This is a genomic window from Acinetobacter towneri DSM 14962 = CIP 107472 (genome assembly GCF_000368785.1).
Taxonomy (GTDB): Bacteria; Pseudomonadota; Gammaproteobacteria; order Pseudomonadales; family Moraxellaceae; genus Acinetobacter; species Acinetobacter towneri.
Map to the genome: position 1 here is coordinate 536,067 of NZ_KB849688.1, position 16,497 is coordinate 552,563.

A 16,497-nucleotide genomic window follows, 5' to 3' on the forward strand; every position below is an offset into this window, starting at 1 on the left:
GTTTAGAAATGGTCAATCCAGTATATCTATTCTGTGATGATTGTCTATTGTCCATTTTGACGGGTGATGAGGGCAGTTAGGCAAAGGATGATTTTTATAAAAAATCTAACTCACTTACAAAGGATTAGATACCCAGTTTTCGACTTTTAATCCATCGACACGAGTAAATTCTTTTTCGTTATTGGTGACCATGACCCAATGATTTGCACGTGCATGTGCTGCTAACCATAAGTCATTTGCGCCAATGATCTGCCCCTTAGATGCAAGGTTCTGGCGTATTTCTGCATAATGGTGTGCAACATTTTCATCCAATTCAACCACTTGAATCATTGATGTTAATTCATCTATGACTTTTAAAGCCTTTTCTTTATGTTGACTTTTTTCTGCACCAAAACGTAATTCTCCCAACGTAATGACAGAAATTAATATATTTCGATGCGGAAGATGTTTTTCAAAATGCTGACGCACAATTTCAGGTCGGTATTTAATAATGTAAATACAAATATTTGTATCTAATAAATATTGTACTTGCATTAGAACATTTCCCGTTCTTGAGGCGGCAGATCTTCTCTTTCATCTGCATAAAAGTCATTTGGCATTTGGGATAACGCTTTAAATAACCGATCTACCGTGACTGGTTTTTCACGAAGAATCACTTCATCACCACGACGAAAGATTTCAACTTCTTTGCCTTCAAAGCGAAATTCTTTAGGCAATCGAATGGCTTGACTTCGTCCTGTCATAAAAACTTTTGCGGTAGTCATTGGGCTACTCCATCGTTTTTGATACATATCTTATGATAGGTATTTATTGGGTGTTTTTCAACCAAATAAACTTCTACTTTTAAATTTTATTGTTTTTGATAACTGCTGATTTTTTGAATGAAAGATACTTTTTAGAAAATTAAGTTAGGTTTACAAGGAGTTTGCTGTTTAATTCACAATATATTCATCTTCCAAAAAAAAAGACCTCACTTAACAATGAGGTCTTTTCTCAACAATAATCATTCTCTAACATTTCTTTAAAGAAGAAAAATTAAAGAAGATTCTTAAAACATCATCAAGCCACATTCCCTTCCAAGAAATCCTGCGCAAAGCGTTGCAATACACCGCCCGCCTCATACACAGATACTTCTTCTTCGGTATCTAAACGACAAGTTACTGGCACTTCAATTGTTTGGTTTTTACCATCATCCGTTGAACGCTCAATCACCAAAGTCAAAGTCGAACGTGGCGCAATATTACCAATCACGCTATAAAGTTCCGTACCATCCAAACCTAAAGTTTTACGGTTAACACCCGCTTTAAACTCAAGTGGCAATACGCCCATACCCACCAAGTTGGTACGGTGAATACGCTCAAAACCTTCAGCCACAATCGCTTCCACACCCGCAAGACGCACGCCTTTTGCAGCCCAGTCACGGCTTGAACCCTGACCATAATCTGCACCCGCAATAATAATTAACGGCTGCTTACGGTTCATATAAGTTTCAATCGCTTCCCACATACGCATTACTTCGCCTTCAGGCTCAACACGCGCTTTAGAACCTTGCTTAATTGTGCCGTCTGAACGCACCACCATTTCATTAAACAATTTCGGATTCGCCAAAGTTGCACGTTGTGCAGTCAGGTGATCACCGCGATGCGTTGCATAAGAGTTGAAATCTTCTTCTGGCAAGCCCATTTTTGCCAAATACTCCCCTGCTGCCGAGTCTAAAATAATCGCATTCGATGGAGATAAATGGTCTGTGGTGATGTTATCGCCCAAAATTGCCAACGGACGCATATTGGCTAAAGTACGTGGCGCAGCCAATGCGCCTTCCCAATATGGTGGACGGCGGATATAAGTACTTTGTGGACGCCAGTCGTAGAGCGGACTTTCAGATTTTTCTGACTCGCCCAAATCGAACATTGGAATATACACTTGGCGGAATTGTTCAGGTTTAACCGATTCTTTCACCAAGGCATCAATTTCAGCATCAGATGGCCAAATATCTTTCAGATAAATTGGGTTGCCATTTTGATCTGTGCCCAAAGCATCTTTTTCGATGTCAAAACGAATCGTTCCTGCAATCGCATAAGCCACAACCAACGGTGGCGATGCCAAAAATGCTTGTTTCGCATACGGATGGATACGACCATCAAAGTTACGGTTGCCCGACAGCACCGCAGTCGCATACAAGTCACGGTCAATGATTTCTTGTTGAATCGCTGGGTCTAATGCGCCCGACATACCGTTACAGGTGGTACATGCATAAGCCACAATACCAAAACCAAGTTTTTCTAAGTCTTTCAGTACGCCTGCTTCTTCCAAATACAATGCAGCCGCTTTAGAACCTGGTGCAAATGATGATTTCACCCAAGGTTTGCGTACTAAACCTAACTCATTGGCTTTACGTGCCAACAAACCTGCTGCTACAGTATTACGCGGGTTTGAGGTATTGGTACAAGAAGTAATCGCAGCGATGATGATGGCACCATCTGGCATTAAACCATCGGTACGGTTTTCAACCACACCTGCAATGCCTTTTTCTTTTAGGTCTGCAGTTGAAACACGTGCATGCGGATTCGATGGGCCTGCAATATTACGAGTTACCGTTGAAAGATCAAAACGTAATACACGTGGATATTCAGCCTGAGTCATTTCAGATGCCCAAAGACCAATTTCTTTGGCATAAGTTTCAACCAGTTTGATCTGATCTGCTTCACGACCTGTTAAGGTTAAATAGTCAATGGTGTTTTGGTCGATGTAGAACATGGCAGCAGTTGCACCATATTCAGGTGTCATGTTAGAAATCGTGGCACGATCCCCGACCGACATGCTATCTGCACCTTCACCAAAGAATTCCAAATACGCACCGACCACACGCTCTTTACGCAAGAACTCAGTTAAAGCCAATACGATGTCGGTTGCCGTAATACCTGCCTGACGCTGACCAACCAACTCAACACCAATAATATCTGGCAGACGCATCCAAGAAGCACGACCCAACATTACGTTTTCAGCTTCAAGACCGCCCACACCCACAGAAATGACACCCAAAGCATCGGTATGTGGTGTATGTGAATCTGTACCCACACAAGTATCTGGGAATGCAATGCCTTCACGGTTTTGAATGACTGGAGACATTTTTTCCAGATTAATCTGGTGCATGATGCCGTTGCCCGCAGGAATCACATCAACATTTTCAAATGCAGTTTTCGTCCATTCAATAAAGTGGAAACGGTCTTCATTACGACGATCTTCCACTTCACGGTTTTTACGGAAAGCATCTGGGTCAAAACCGCCATATTCCACAGCTAAAGAGTGATCGACAATTAACTGGGTAGGTACGACAGGATTCACTTTAGAAGGATCGCCACCTTGATCGGCAATTGCATCACGTAAACCTGCTAAGTCAACGAGCGCAGTTTGCCCCAAGATGTCGTGACATACCACACGCGCTGGATACCACGGAAAATCATGCTCTTGTTTACGCTCAATCAATTGTTTTAAAGATTGTTCTAAAATTGCAGGATCACAACGGCGCACTAACTGTTCTGCAAGTACTTTTGAGGTATAAGGAAGTTTGGCATAAGCGCCTGGCTGGATATCTTCAACGGCTTGTCGCACGTCATAAAAATCGAGCTGAGTGCCTTGCAGTGGTTTGCGGTAGTTGTTATTCATCTGGTATTCGCCCTTACTCTATTGTTCTCAACATCTTATGGGATGATTGTTTCCACCCGTCGAAAGCATTGTACGCTGCCAAAAACCCATTTCCCAAATCCTATATATTTCATACACTTAAATATAAAAACAGGGGTTTTTGAAACATTTAATTACATTTTGAGTAAAATTCTTGCCCTAAAAATGCTTTTTTTTGAAAAATAGCGCAAAATTGACCTCATTCTTTAGTCTTAGATTTCAATGTGAAAGGTTATTCATGCGCGATTTAGCTTTCAGTGCTTTAAGTTTAAACGGTGTCGATGCACAAAAATTCCTGCAAGGTCAGGTAACAGTCAATGTCGAAACATTAGCTGAAAATACAACCTGTTATACCGCAATTTGCAGTTTAAAAGGACGCGTTCAGTTTGGCTTCTGGCTTAAAAAAATCTCGTCCGAATGTTTTGAAATCATCAGCACAGCCGACCAAGCCGAAGATTTAGCCAAACACATTAAAAAGTTTGGTGCATTTTCAAAAATGCAGCTTGAAACCATCGGTACGGTTTACCCAACCATTCAGGGCAATCAAACTGAATTTTCAGCTGAAGTGACTGATTTAAACGCATGGCAACTACAAGCGATTGAAACAGGTCAGGCATGGATTCAAGCCTCAACAGCAGAAGTGTTTCAACCGCAGGAATTGCGTTTGCATCAACGAGATGGCGTGCATTATGACAAAGGCTGTTATTTGGGTCAGGAAGTCGTGGCACGTTTATGGTTTAAAGCCAAACCAAAACATTGGTTGCATTTAATTCAGGGTTCAGGCGAAGCCCCTGCACCTGCCGCCAAACTGAATAATGATGTGGAAGTGGTGAATAGCATAGCGACTGCAGAAGGTTTTAAAGCGTTGGTGGTTGCCAAACCAAGTGCTTTGGAAGAGTTAGCTGTACAAGTATTGGCTTTGCCTGAACATTTGAATGGCGATGTTGCACGTCCGCAATAAAATAGATTCCACCCGCTCAGGTTAAGGGAGTCGCAAGATTCCCTTCAAATGACAATGAAAAAAAAAGCATTCGTACACATTTTTTATATTTACATTCACACTTTTCAACTTATGATGAATGCACCACTGTAAAAACAAAACGCACATCAACGGAATGATGTGTAAAATAGAACAAGGTACAACTCAAATGATGAAAAAACTACTCATTGCGGGTGCAATCGCCCTATCTAGCAGCATCAGTATGGCAAATAGTAACATTCCAACCGATCCTGCTTTTGCCAAAATTGAACAATTAATGCAAGCCAACAAGGTTAAAGATGCCTATCAGGAATTAGAAAAGCTTGCCAAAACAGGCAATGCGCAAGCCATGTATAACTTAGGCTATTTGACACAAACTGGACAAGGCACAGCAAAAAATGAAAAGAAAGCCATTCAGTTGTATGAGCAATCTGCCCAAAAAGGCTACCCTGTTGCGAGTTATGTTTTAGGCAAAAACTATCTTACTGGCGCACTGGGTTTAAAACAGGATGCTGCTAAAGCCAAACAATATTTACAGACGGCATCCAATCAGGGTTTTAATGATGCCACAGTCGATTTAGCCGTTTTATATTTCTCGGAAAATACGGCAGCATCTGACCAAAAAGGTTTAAAACTATTACAACCTTTAATTGCCAAAGATCATTATCAAGCCATACATGCAAAAGCCTTGTACGAAATTAGCACAGGCTTTAAAAACAAAGATGAAGCACCAATTAAGCAAGGGCTGCAAAGCATTCAAAACTTGGCGCAAAAGGGTTATATTCCTGCACTCATGGCAGTGGGCAATATGTTTGTGAATGGCAATATCGTGCCGCAAAACTTGCCTGAAGCGAAAAAGATTTTTGCCTCACTGGCACAGGAAAATGTAGCGCAAGCCAAAGAATCATTGGCTGTGGTTGAAAAAATGATGGCAGATCAAGCCAAAGCTTCCAACAAGGCAACCGCTAAGAAAAGTTAAGATAGTTTCTTTATAAAGGCTATTAATCAGAGAAATTTTAAAAAAAGTCTGTATCAGCATGGTACAGACTTTTTTATGATTTGAGCACTTCGATACCGTTGCTATAAATACTTACCCGATTGTGTCAATAAAATCGCCACCATCACAAAACCAAAAACTGTACTCAACACCAAGGGGGCTAAGGCTTTTTCATGTAAACCATAGTGCTGCCCGAAAATACCAAAGGCAATTGGCATTGGTAAAGCCGCAAGCAAAGTCCCGACAAATAGCATTTCTCGGTTCACATCTAATGCCCATAAAATTCCAAAAATCGTGAGTGGCATCAGCAATACTTTGAATGCAACCAAAACAATACTTTGCAAATTCACCGACTTGATTTGCATGCCGACCAAACTTCCACCAATCACAAATAAAGCCAAAGGTAAAGCAGTTTTGCCCAACATTTCCAGCACTTGTGCAATAGCTTGCGGCAGTTTGAAATTCAACAATACGCACAGCATACCCAATAAAATAGATAAAATTACTGGATTTTTCAGTAAGCGCTGCACAGTTTCGGCATACACCTGCCAACCTGATTTCGCTGAAGATTGTAGCCCTCGTTCTGCCAAAATCAGCATCAAAGCTACAATAATTAAATTTTCGACAATTAAAGTTAAAGACAAATAAATTGCCGATTGACTGCCAATCAACAAAGTCAAAATAGCAGTGCCAATAAACCCTGTATTTGACATTGATGCACCCATTGCCAATACACTGGCATGGGTCAAATTTGAATTAAAATAATGCCGATACAGTAAAAAGGCACAGATAAACAGCAGAATAGAACCGCCACCGTAACCTAAGAAATAAGCAGGATGCCAGATTTCTGACAAACTTTTACTGGCCAATGCCTGCAATAGAAATGCAGGCAACGCCACTTTCATGACAAATTGACCTAGAAACTGAATCGCACTGGTTTCAATAAATTGGCTTCTGATGGCAAAATATCCCAACAGTACTACGGTACAAATGGGAAATAAAATACTCAGTAACACCCTGACATCCTTTTTCAGTGTTGCCCATGATCGACATGGTTTTTACTGATTTACCTTACACCGAATCTCCCTATAAAGCATGGCAAAATAGTGTAAGTTTCACTTATTTTAAGCAGATAAAATATTAGGATTCCACTTCCGTATCTGTGGATTTAAACGGCGCAAATAAAGTACGAAACCCATGCGGCTGACAGCGCAAATATTGCGGGGCAATCTCAATTTTTTCACCCAATTCTGCCGCAGCATGCCATGGCCAACGAGGGTCATATAAAATCGCACGTGCGATCGCAATCGCATCGGCCTGTTCATATTGCAAAATACCTTCTGCCTGCATCGCTTCGGTAATCAAACCCACCGCAATTACAGGAATTTTTACAGCTTGCTTAATGGCATGTGCAAATGGTGTTTGATAACCCGCATGCACATCAATTTTTTGATCGACATGCAAACCACCGCTCGACACGTGAATATAAGCCGCACCTAAATGCTCCAGTGCTTTTGCCAAACCTACTGAAGATTCCACATTCCAACCCTCTGCATCATCCATCCAGTCTGTTGCAGAAATTCGCACCCCAATTGGATAGCCTTGTGGAACAGCATTTTGAATCGCTTGAAATACTTCCAATGTAAGGCGAATCCGATTTTCCAAACTGCCGCCATATTCATCTTGGCGGTGATTAGACAGTGGTGACATAAATTGATGCAGCAAATAACCATGTGCAGCATGAATTTCGATTAAATCAAAACCTGCATCCACCGCTCGTACTGCGGCACTGGCAAAGTCTGCAATCACCTGTTGAATTTCATCTTGCGTTAAAGCATGCGGAGGATGTTCGTGCGGTTGAAATGGTAACTCACTGGCCGATACCGTCTGCCAGCCATGTTCTTCATTCGGTGCAAACTGTCCTTTGCCCTGCCACGGTTTATCGGTTGAAGCTTTACGACCCGCATGTGCCAACTGCACAGCAAATGGCATAGGCGATAAACTTTTAACTTTATGCAATAGTGCTTTCATCTGCGCACGCTGCATGTCATTCCATAAGCCTAAATCTGCATAACTAATACGTCCTTCTGCCTGCACTGCCGTGGCTTCTACTATACACATCCCTGCGCCGGACAAGGCATAATTGGCCCATTGCTGCTCATGCCAATAGCTCAATTCACCTTGTTCATTGGCAGAATATTGACACATCGGGGCGATAACAATTTTGTTGGCAAGTTGCAGTGATCCAAATTGAATCGGCTGAAAAAGTAATGTCACGCTGCAAGCCCTCATACAGTGCGATTCACCAAAAGCGAATCATTAAATAAAAAAGAAGTAATCACTCAGAATCTGCCATCTGTTTTAGATGGTTTTTCTATAATAGATGTTTAAAAATGATTTATTTATAACGTGTTGTATGGTTTTTGCAAAGCCTGCTTTTGTTTTACACAGAATAATTTTGCGACAGCACACTATGGCTTGTATTCTATGGATAATGCCCAATATTAAGCGCATTACTGTATGTCCTTGCCTGCTTAATTTCTAAAAGCGGATTGAATTTGTACCATGCCAGAATTACCAGAAGTTGAAACTACCAAAACTAGTCTATTGCCGCTACTTGATCAAAAAGTCCTGAATGTAGAAGTACGTCAAGCCAATTTACGCTGGCCCATTCCAGAAAACCTACATAAACTCACAGGACAAAAATTACTGCAATTGACCCGCAGATCCAAATACATTCTGGCGCAATTTGAACAGGACAGCATGTTGTGGCATTTAGGCATGTCGGGCAGTTTTCGTCTTTGCGATGCGCAGGAAGATTTACGCAAACACGACCATTTGATTATTCAGTTTGAAGATATACAATTGCGCTACCACGACCCACGTCGCTTTGGCTGTATTTTATGGCTAAATGAAAGCTCTCAACGCAAACTGATAGATCCACTTGGCCCTGAGCCGTTGAGTGATGCCTTTAACCCCGACTATCTTGCACAGAAGCTCAAAAACAAAAATGTTGGCATCAAAGTTGCAATTATGGATAACCATGTCGTGGTGGGTGTGGGCAATATTTATGCCACGGAAAGTCTGTTTAATTTAGGTATTCACCCTGCACAACCTGCATCATCACTCAGTTTGAAACAGATTGAAAAACTAGTGCTCGAAATCAAACGCATTTTAAAACAAGCGATTGATTTAGGCGGTTCGACCTTACGTGATTACAGCAATGCGATGGGCGAAAATGGCTATTTCCAACAAACCTTGTTGGCGTATGGACGTGCAGGTGAAATGTGTGTGAACTGTGAAACCACACTAGAAAATTTAAAACTGGGCCAACGTGCCTCGGTATTTTGTCCTGAATGTCAGCCTTTGAAAAAAGTACTCACTTCGACTAAAGCTGCAACAAGCAAACGAGGTAAAAAAGTATGAGAACCGCTATTGTGCGTCATATTTTAGTGAAAGATAAAGAAACCTGTGAACAACTGAAAAAGCGGATTCAATCAGGTGCTGATTTTGCCAAAATTGCCAAACAATTTTCGACCTGCCCTTCAGGAAAAAAAGGTGGGGAATTGGGTGAGGTCAAAAAAGGACAATTGGTACCCGTGATTGATAAATTAGTGTTTACCGCAGCAGAACGCGTACTACACGGCCCTGTAAAAAGTCAGTTTGGTTTTCATTTGGTAGAAGTAAAGTTTCGGATGTAATTTTTATGCCTTCAGCGCCTCTCCATCCTAGAGAATAGGGTGCAAACAAACGGCGCATAAAGCGCCGTTTGTTTTGATTGCGTATTAAAAATTATTGACGTTTTTTCAATTCATCACGAATTTCACGTAGCAACGCGATATCTTCTGGCGTTGCTGCTGGTTCTGGCGCTGCTTCTTCTTGTTTACGGCGCATACGATTAATCATTTTCACCATTAAGAACACCACCCATGCCAAAATGATGAAGTTAATTAAAATCGTAAGGAAGTTACCATAGGTCAGGACATTTACACCTGCTTTGGTTAACTCATCTAAAGACTGTAAATTGTTTGGGTTATCGCCCAAAACAAAGAACTTTTGTGTGAAATCCACACCACCGCCAGTGATCACAGTAATCAATGGCATGATGATATCTTTCACTAATGAGTCAACAATTTTACCAAATGCCCCACCAATAATCACACCGACAGCCAAGTCGATCATATTGCCTTTTACCGCAAATTCGCGGAACTCTTGAATAATACTCATTTAAATCTCCAGTTTTTTTTGACTTTAATTTATGTGACGAAGTATACATTAACTTTATAGCTTCATTTCCACGTAATTTACTTGGAAATCATCTGCTTTTATATATTGGTTTGCTAATTTAAACAAAAAAATGCCATCAATAAATTGATGGCATTTTTAAATTTTGCTGCCCCGCATGAGGACAACATCATTTTTAAAACTTATTTACCAGAACGGTTACGTTTACGTTCGTTTTCAGTCAACCAGCGTTTACGGATACGGATTGACTTAGGTGTTACTTCAACTAATTCATCATCTTCAATAAATTCAAGCGCTTGTTCAAGCGTGAATTCAATTGCAGGTACCAATGTCAACGCATCATCAGTACCAGAAGCACGTACGTTAGTTAACTGTTTCGCTTTAGTTGGGTTAACTGTCATGTCGTCTGAACGAGAGTTAATCCCTACGATCATACCTTCGTAAACTTCTAACTGAGGTTTAGCAAATAGACGACCACGGTCCTGCAATGTGAACAATGCATAGCCAAGGCAAGTACCTTGAACCATAGAAATCAACACACCGTTTTGACGTTTCGCAACTTGACCTGCTTTCATTGGGCCATAGTGTGAGAAGCTTGACGTCATGATACCCGTACCAGAAGTCATGGTCATGAATTCAGAACGGAAACCAATTAAACCACGTGAAGGCACAGTGGCTTCAATACGGATACGACCTTTACCGTCTACTTCCATATTGGTCATCTCACCTTTACGGTTACCCATTTGTTCCATCACAGCGCCTTGGTGCTGTTCTTCTACGTCAAAAGTCACGTTTTCGTATGGTTCTTGCATTTCGCCATCAATCTCTTTCAAGATGACTTGCGGACGAGATACACCCATTTCGAAGCCTTCACGGCGCATGTTTTCAATCAATACAGAAAGGTGAAGCTCACCACGACCAGATACTTTGAAACGGTCTGGACTGTCAGTATCTTCTACACGAAGTGCAACGTTGTGAATTAATTCGCGGTCTAGACGTTCACGAATGTTACGTGAAGTCACGAACTTACCTTCTTTACCCGCAAAAGGTGAGTTGTTGACTTGGAATGTCATCGATACGGTTGGTTCGTCTACAGAAAGCGGCGGTAAAGCTTCTACATTTTTCGGATCACAAATCGTGTCAGAAATATGTAATTCGTCCATGCCTGTTACACAAACGATGTCACCTGCAGATGCAGATTCGATGTCGATACGCTCTAAACCGTGGTAACCCATGATTTTTAAGATACGACCGTTACGTGTTTTGCCTTCTTGGTCAATCACGGTTACAGGTGTATTCAATTTCACAGAACCACGTTGAATACGACCCACACCAATCACACCCACGAAACTATTATAGTCAAGTGAAGAGACTTGCATTTGGAATGGACCATCAACATCAACTGCTGGTGGCTCGACGATATCTACAATTGTTTGGAATAACGGCGTCATATCTTCCGCTAATTCGTCTGGCGCAGGACCAGCAACACCACGTAAGCCTGATGCATATACGATTGGGAAGTCTAATTGGTCATCGGTTGCACCCAAGTTATCAAACAAGTCAAATACTTGATCAATAACCCAGTCTGGACGCGCGTTTGGCTTGTCTACTTTGTTGATGATCACGATTGGCTTCAAACCACGTGCGAACGCTTTTTGCGTTACGAAACGTGTTTGTGGCATTGGGCCTTCTTGTGAGTCAACCAAAAGAAGTACGCAATCCACCATCGACATTACACGTTCAACTTCGCCACCGAAGTCGGCGTGTCCCGGGGTGTCCACAATGTTAATGCGGTATTCAGTATCAGTACGTTTGTCTAACCACTTGATTGCAGTGTTTTTTGCAAGAATGGTAATACCACGTTCACTTTCAATAGCGCCTGAATCCATGACACGCTCAATCTCGCCCGCTCGTTCACCGAGTGCGCCCGATTGTTGTAAAAGTTTATCCACAAGAGTTGTTTTTCCGTGGTCAACGTGCGCAATAATTGCGATGTTGCGGAGAGTTTTAATATCAGACATTTAAATTCAATACGCTATAAATTTGAGGGCAAATTATACAGAAAAATACTAAAGTTTTATAGTGACACTTTATTGACACACACAATTTTTTTTGATGAGTGGCGTGCTTTGGGTTTTGTAAAGCTGTGTAACTCGATTAGAATAGCGCCACTTTTGCAATTTTTTATGACTCATGTCTGATTTAAACCACTCTCCCCACCCAAAAGACCAGCTCGATTTGGTCTATGGTCTGAATGACCGTCCAAAACCATTCATCGCTTTTTTAGCAGCTTTTCAGCATTTACTGGCAATTATTGTTCCAATTGTCACACCAGGTCTCTTAATTTGCTTGGCTTTAGGTGTTTCCAAACAAGATACCAACATGATCTTGTCAATGTCTTTGGTCATTTCAGGCATTGCAACCTTTTTACAATGTAAAAAAGTCGGCCCTTTTGGTGCAGGTTTGCTCATTGTGCAAGGCACCAGTTTTAACTTTATTGGCCCAATCATTGGTATTGGCTCTGCTATGGTCGCCGCAGGCACACCTGTTGAATCGGTCATGGCGGCAATTTTTGGCGTGGTCATTGCAGGTTCGTTTATTGAAATGGGCGTATCGCAAATTTTACCGTGGGTCAAAAAGCTGATTACCCCATTGGTCACTGGTATTGTGGTACTTCTCATTGGTTTGACCTTAATTAAAGAAGGTTTAATCAGTATGGGCGGTGGCTACCAAGCCATGAGCAATAATACCTTTGCCAATACCGACAACCTGATTATGTCGTGTACCGTCTTGGCAATTATTATTATTTTGAACCGCATCAATATCACGTGGATTAAAAGCTCTGCCATTTTAATTGCCTTGGTGATTGGTTATGCAATGGCAGGCATGATGGGTCATCTCGACTTTTCAGGTCTGAAAGATGCCCCTCTAGTACAAGTGCCGACTCCGATGCATTTTGGACTGGATTTCTCTTGGAGCTTATTCATTCCATTGGCATTTATTTATTTGGTGACGTCATTAGAAGCCATTGGTGATATTACCGCGACCTCTAAACTCTCCAATCAACCTGTCGATGGCCCACAATGGATGCAACGCATTAAAGGCGGTGTATTGGTAAATGGCGCTAACTCATTCTTGGCAGGTATTTTCAACACCTTCCCAAGTTCGGTATTTGCCCAAAACAATGGCGTGATTCAACTTACAGGTGTTGCTAGCCGTTATGTCGGTATCTGGATTGCTGCCCTGCTCATCATTTTAGGTTTACTTCCTGCAGTCGCGGGTGTGATTCAGGCTGTGCCTCAAGCCGTATTAGGTGGTGCTGTGATGGTGATGTTTGGTGCTGTTGCCGCTTCGGGAATCAATATTCTTTCAGGTGTCGCTTTAGATCGTCGTGCCTTGCTGATTATTGCAATTTCATTGGGCTTAGGTTTAGGTGTTGCACAAGTGCCACAAATTCTGGAACACTTACCTGAATTATTCCGTAATATTTTCAGTTCAGGCGTTGCAACAGGCGGTATTGCAGCACTCATTTTAAATATTGTGCTTCCTGAAACTAAAAAGTAATTGCATGTCCAAAAAACACTGTCTGAGCTGAACTTAGACAGTGTTTTTCTATTGGAGAGAGAACCATGAACCCCCAAAGCGAAGTTTTACTCAGACAATACGACTATTTGTCTGGTCGCGTTCTACTGATCAATGCCCCGACCGATCAACTCCTCGCAGAATTGGGTGACTCAATCCAAGCTTCTGTTTGGACATGGAATTTTAACGACTATCAATACTTTCAAAATCGACAGGCGCAAGTGCATTTTGGTGCAGAATTGCCTGCAGGTGAATTTGATCAGGCTGTTATTTTTGTGCCGAAATCCAAGGAACTGCTCAATTACCTGATTCACACCATTGCCGCACAACTCCCACAAGGCAGCAGCGTATTTTTAGTCGGTGAAAAGAAAGCAGGAATTGAACGGGCTGCAAAGCAATTACAACCTTATGGCAAAACACTCAAACTAGATAGCGCCCGCCACTGCCAACTATGGCAGCTGATTTTAGACTGCAAGGTTCAAACTAAAGCCTTAGCAGATTGGGCGCAAAACTATACAGTTGCTACACCTAAAGGCGATTTACAGATTTGTGCCTTGCCGGGTGTATTTAGCCAAAAACACTTGGATGTTGGCACGGCTGTATTACTGCCTTATTTGAATCAGGTTACTGCTGGGAAAATTGCAGATTTTGGCTGTGGTGCGGGTGTGATCAGTGCTTACTTAGCCAAACTTAACCCTGAAAATCGTATTTTTGCTTTAGATGTCGATGCCTTTGCTTTAGCGTCAACGCTAATGACGTTTGAAAAAAATCAGCTCAATCCACAACAACTTGAAATTAAAGCCGTGACAGGCGTTGAAGATGCACCGCTATTTTTGCATGCCATCGTGAGTAATCCCCCGTTCCACCAAGGCATTCAAACACATTACGATGCCAGTGAAAATCTGTGTAAAACCTCACGTCGTCACCTGAAATCGGGTGGTGAACTTTGGATTGTGGCTAATCGCTTTTTGAATTATCCACTCTTAATTGAACAAAGTTTCGGTCAATGCACAATCAAGGCAGATCAACAAGGCTTTAAAGTGCTGTTTGCCAGTACACAAAAAAATACGAAGGACGCATGATGAGCGAAACTCAAAACAATCGACAGTTACAGCGTAAGCTCGGTGCGCGTCATTTAAACATGATCGCCATTGGTGGCTCAATTGGTACAGGTTTATTCCTTGCTTCAGGGGCCACCATTGCCAACGCTGGTCCTGGTGGCGCCTTGCTTGCGTATGCCCTCATTGGTGTGATGATTTATTTCTTGATGACCAGTTTAGGGGAACTTGCCACCCACAATCCAACCTCTGGGGCTTTCTTTACCTATGGCAGTAAATATGTCGAGGGTGGTTTTGGTTTCGCACTCGGCTGGAACTATTGGTACAACTGGGCCATTACCGTGGCATTTGAATTGGTGGCTGTACAATTCATTATGAAATTCTGGTTTCCCGATATTCCTGGCTTCTATTGGAGCGCCTTATTTCTAGCGGTTGTATTTGGTATTAATGCCTTAACCGTCAAAGGTTTTGGGGAATCTGAGTTTTTCTTCTCACTGGTCAAAGTCCTTGCGATTGTGGCATTCATCATTATCGGTATTTTTATGATTGTCAAAATCATGCTGACTCCAGATGTTGCTACTTTTGCCAATTGGAGCAAAGGCGAAGCTCCATTTGTAGGTGGATTATCCGCCTTAATTGGGGTAGCAATGATTGCAGGATTCTCATTTCAGGGTACAGAAATGGTGGGGGTTGCTGCGGGTGAATCTAAAAATCCGAAGAAAACAATTCCGATTGCAATTAAACAAATCTTCTGGCGTATTTTGTTGTTTTATATCGTGTGTATTTTCATTATTGGTACCTTAATCGCCTATGATGACCCACGTTTACTTCAAGCAGCCGCCACCGATAACATTGCACTCTCTCCGTTTACTTTACTATATGAACAGGCAGGCTTTGCCTTTGCCGCAAGTGTCATGAATGCAGTAATTTTAACTGCGATTCTTTCTGCTGGTAACTCGGGTATGTATTCATCGACCCGTATGCTATTTGATATGGCACGTAAAGGCAGTGCACCAAAAGCTTTTGCCCGCTTGGATGCTCGTGGCGTCCCAATGAATGCACTGTATGCCACAACAGCAATCGCTGCACTATGTTTTTTAACAACATTTATTGGTGAAAAACAAGTATTTAACTGGCTTCTGAATATGTCAGGCATGTGTGGCTTTATCGTTTGGCTCGGAATTGCTGTATCGCATTACCGCTTCCGTAAAGGCTATTTGGCACAAGGCTACAAACTTGAAGATTTAGATTACCGCGCCAAATTCTTTCCTTTTGCGCCATGGTTTGCCTTTATTTTATGTGCGATTGTTGTATTAGGGCAAAACTACCAAGCTGTACTTGATGGTGAATGGCTCGCTGTTTTATCGACTTATATTGGTATTCTTTTGTTCTTGGTCATTTGGTTAGGCTATAAATGGAAACACAAAACCAAACTGATTGCATATCAGGAGATGGATGTGAAACCACTACATCCTGATCATGACTAAAGTAAATCTTCTTCTATTGCACTTCGTTTGAGAAGCCAAGATTCTAAAAACAGCCAACATTTGGCTGTTTTTTTATGGCGCAAATTTAAGACAAATTTTATTTTTAAAGCACTTTCATTATTGATAATACGGCGAGAGATCACATCACAAACTGCTCAATGTTGATTTTATAATCGCTAAACAACGACTTGATCGACTGATAGACATTCAGTACATATATCTTGTTTCAAAATTTGATCTGGGGCACCGCTTTGGAGTTTTTAAATGAATTGACGATAAACTTGATATAAAAATTCGGCTTAGTTTACAATTCAACAAACCGAAATATTAAGCACCATCAGCCTCTACTTTATTTACTCATTATTCTAATAATCATACTTTTACAATATTTTTTAAACGTATTGAATGTAAATCATTTCAGGCACTCTTTAATCCAGACACCTCATAAAAGAGAAGCATAAAAAA

Annotated in this window: 14 protein-coding genes; 7 read left to right on the forward strand and 7 right to left on the reverse strand. The window is 41.5% G+C overall.

The window, feature by feature from the left end; all coding sequences use genetic code 11:
* Window positions 1–114: 114 nt before the first annotated feature.
* From vapC to acnD, 3 genes are all read right to left on the reverse strand, one after another.
* Window positions 115–534 carry a type II toxin-antitoxin system tRNA(fMet)-specific endonuclease VapC gene (gene vapC / locus F947_RS04095; RefSeq protein ID WP_004972405.1) on the reverse strand — a complete coding sequence of 140 codons (420 nt, stop codon included), beginning with the start codon at window positions 532–534 and terminating at the stop codon, window positions 115–117.
* Window positions 534–764 (reverse strand): antitoxin, encoded by a 231-nt coding sequence (locus F947_RS04100; protein ID WP_004972406.1) that lies wholly within the window; start codon window positions 762–764, stop codon window positions 534–536. Before F947_RS04100 ends, vapC begins: the two co-directional genes overlap by 1 nt.
* A gap of 295 nt (window positions 765–1,059) precedes the next feature.
* On the reverse strand, window positions 1,060–3,666 hold the full coding sequence (gene acnD / locus F947_RS04105; protein WP_004972407.1) for a Fe/S-dependent 2-methylisocitrate dehydratase AcnD: 2,607 nt from the start codon (window positions 3,664–3,666) through the stop codon (window positions 1,060–1,062).
* 256 nt (window positions 3,667–3,922) lie between these two features.
* Between acnD and ygfZ the strand changes: the two genes are divergently transcribed.
* The gene (ygfZ, locus tag F947_RS04110) at window positions 3,923–4,645 is read left to right on the forward strand and encodes a CAF17-like 4Fe-4S cluster assembly/insertion protein YgfZ (RefSeq protein ID WP_004972410.1); all 723 of its coding nucleotides are present in this window, start codon (window positions 3,923–3,925) and stop codon (window positions 4,643–4,645) included.
* A 190-nt stretch (window positions 4,646–4,835) separates the two neighbouring features.
* Window positions 4,836–5,642, forward strand: coding sequence for a tetratricopeptide repeat protein (locus F947_RS04115; RefSeq protein ID WP_026438287.1), 807 nt, complete (start codon window positions 4,836–4,838; stop codon window positions 5,640–5,642).
* Window positions 5,643–5,743: 101 nt separating this feature from the next.
* Here the strand turns inward: F947_RS04115 and F947_RS04120 are convergent, their stop codons facing one another.
* Together F947_RS04120 and F947_RS04125 are read right to left on the reverse strand one after the other, a co-directional pair.
* A complete protein-coding gene (locus tag F947_RS04120) occupies window positions 5,744–6,676 on the reverse strand; it encodes an AEC family transporter (RefSeq protein WP_004972414.1) in 933 nt (310 codons plus the stop codon).
* A gap of 124 nt (window positions 6,677–6,800) precedes the next feature.
* Window positions 6,801–7,937: an NADH:flavin oxidoreductase/NADH oxidase gene (locus tag F947_RS04125; protein ID WP_004972418.1), complete on the reverse strand. Its 1,137-nt coding sequence runs from the start codon at window positions 7,935–7,937 to the stop codon at window positions 6,801–6,803.
* Window positions 7,938–8,225: 288 nt separating this feature from the next.
* On the opposite strand from F947_RS04125, the gene mutM reads away from it, so the two are divergent.
* Complete coding sequence (gene mutM / locus F947_RS04130) at window positions 8,226–9,086, forward strand: bifunctional DNA-formamidopyrimidine glycosylase/DNA-(apurinic or apyrimidinic site) lyase (RefSeq protein ID WP_004972419.1); 861 nt, start codon at window positions 8,226–8,228, stop codon at window positions 9,084–9,086.
* Window positions 9,083–9,361, forward strand: a complete 279-nt coding sequence (locus tag F947_RS04135) for a peptidylprolyl isomerase (protein ID WP_004972420.1) — start codon at window positions 9,083–9,085, stop codon at window positions 9,359–9,361. The genes mutM and F947_RS04135 overlap by 4 nt, the downstream gene beginning before the upstream one ends.
* Before the next feature lie 91 nt (window positions 9,362–9,452).
* Here F947_RS04135 and mscL read toward each other — a convergent pair whose 3' ends face one another.
* Complete coding sequence (gene mscL / locus F947_RS04140) at window positions 9,453–9,887, reverse strand: large conductance mechanosensitive channel protein MscL (RefSeq protein WP_004972423.1); 435 nt, start codon at window positions 9,885–9,887, stop codon at window positions 9,453–9,455.
* A gap of 200 nt (window positions 9,888–10,087) precedes the next feature.
* Window positions 10,088–11,926: a translational GTPase TypA gene (typA, locus tag F947_RS04145; protein ID WP_004972424.1), complete on the reverse strand. Its 1,839-nt coding sequence runs from the start codon at window positions 11,924–11,926 to the stop codon at window positions 10,088–10,090.
* 172 nt (window positions 11,927–12,098) lie between these two features.
* On the opposite strand from typA, the gene F947_RS04150 reads away from it, so the two are divergent.
* From F947_RS04150 to F947_RS04160, 3 genes are all read left to right on the forward strand, one after another.
* The gene (locus F947_RS04150) at window positions 12,099–13,469 is read left to right on the forward strand and encodes a uracil-xanthine permease family protein (RefSeq protein ID WP_004972426.1); all 1,371 of its coding nucleotides are present in this window, start codon (window positions 12,099–12,101) and stop codon (window positions 13,467–13,469) included.
* A 65-nt stretch (window positions 13,470–13,534) separates the two neighbouring features.
* Window positions 13,535–14,569, forward strand: a complete 1,035-nt coding sequence (locus F947_RS04155; RefSeq protein WP_004972429.1) for a methyltransferase — start codon at window positions 13,535–13,537, stop codon at window positions 14,567–14,569.
* On the forward strand, window positions 14,569–16,032 hold the full coding sequence (locus F947_RS04160) for an amino acid permease (RefSeq protein WP_004972431.1): 1,464 nt from the start codon (window positions 14,569–14,571) through the stop codon (window positions 16,030–16,032). Before F947_RS04155 ends, F947_RS04160 begins: the two co-directional genes overlap by 1 nt.
* The last annotated feature ends 465 nt before the right edge of the window (window positions 16,033–16,497 follow it).

Bases quoted from the DNA above. Each gene is read 5' to 3' on its own strand.
- acnD (WP_004972407.1), bottom strand. From the start codon at position 3,666: ATGAATAACAACTACCGCAAACCACTGCAAGGCACTCAGCTCGATTTT.
- F947_RS04160 (WP_004972431.1), top strand. From the start codon at position 14,569: ATGAGCGAAACTCAAAACAATCGACAGTTACAGCGTAAGCTCGGTGCG.
- F947_RS04150 (WP_004972426.1), top strand. From the start codon at position 12,099: ATGTCTGATTTAAACCACTCTCCCCACCCAAAAGACCAGCTCGATTTG.
- vapC (WP_004972405.1), bottom strand. From the start codon at position 534: ATGCAAGTACAATATTTATTAGATACAAATATTTGTATTTACATTATT.
- F947_RS04100 (WP_004972406.1), bottom strand. From the start codon at position 764: ATGACTACCGCAAAAGTTTTTATGACAGGACGAAGTCAAGCCATTCGA.
- F947_RS04115 (WP_026438287.1), top strand. From the start codon at position 4,836: ATGAAAAAACTACTCATTGCGGGTGCAATCGCCCTATCTAGCAGCATC.
- F947_RS04135 (WP_004972420.1), top strand. From the start codon at position 9,083: ATGAGAACCGCTATTGTGCGTCATATTTTAGTGAAAGATAAAGAAACC.
- mutM (WP_004972419.1), top strand. From the start codon at position 8,226: ATGCCAGAATTACCAGAAGTTGAAACTACCAAAACTAGTCTATTGCCG.
- mscL (WP_004972423.1), bottom strand. From the start codon at position 9,887: ATGAGTATTATTCAAGAGTTCCGCGAATTTGCGGTAAAAGGCAATATG.
- typA (WP_004972424.1), bottom strand. From the start codon at position 11,926: ATGTCTGATATTAAAACTCTCCGCAACATCGCAATTATTGCGCACGTT.
- F947_RS04155 (WP_004972429.1), top strand. From the start codon at position 13,535: ATGAACCCCCAAAGCGAAGTTTTACTCAGACAATACGACTATTTGTCT.
- ygfZ (WP_004972410.1), top strand. From the start codon at position 3,923: ATGCGCGATTTAGCTTTCAGTGCTTTAAGTTTAAACGGTGTCGATGCA.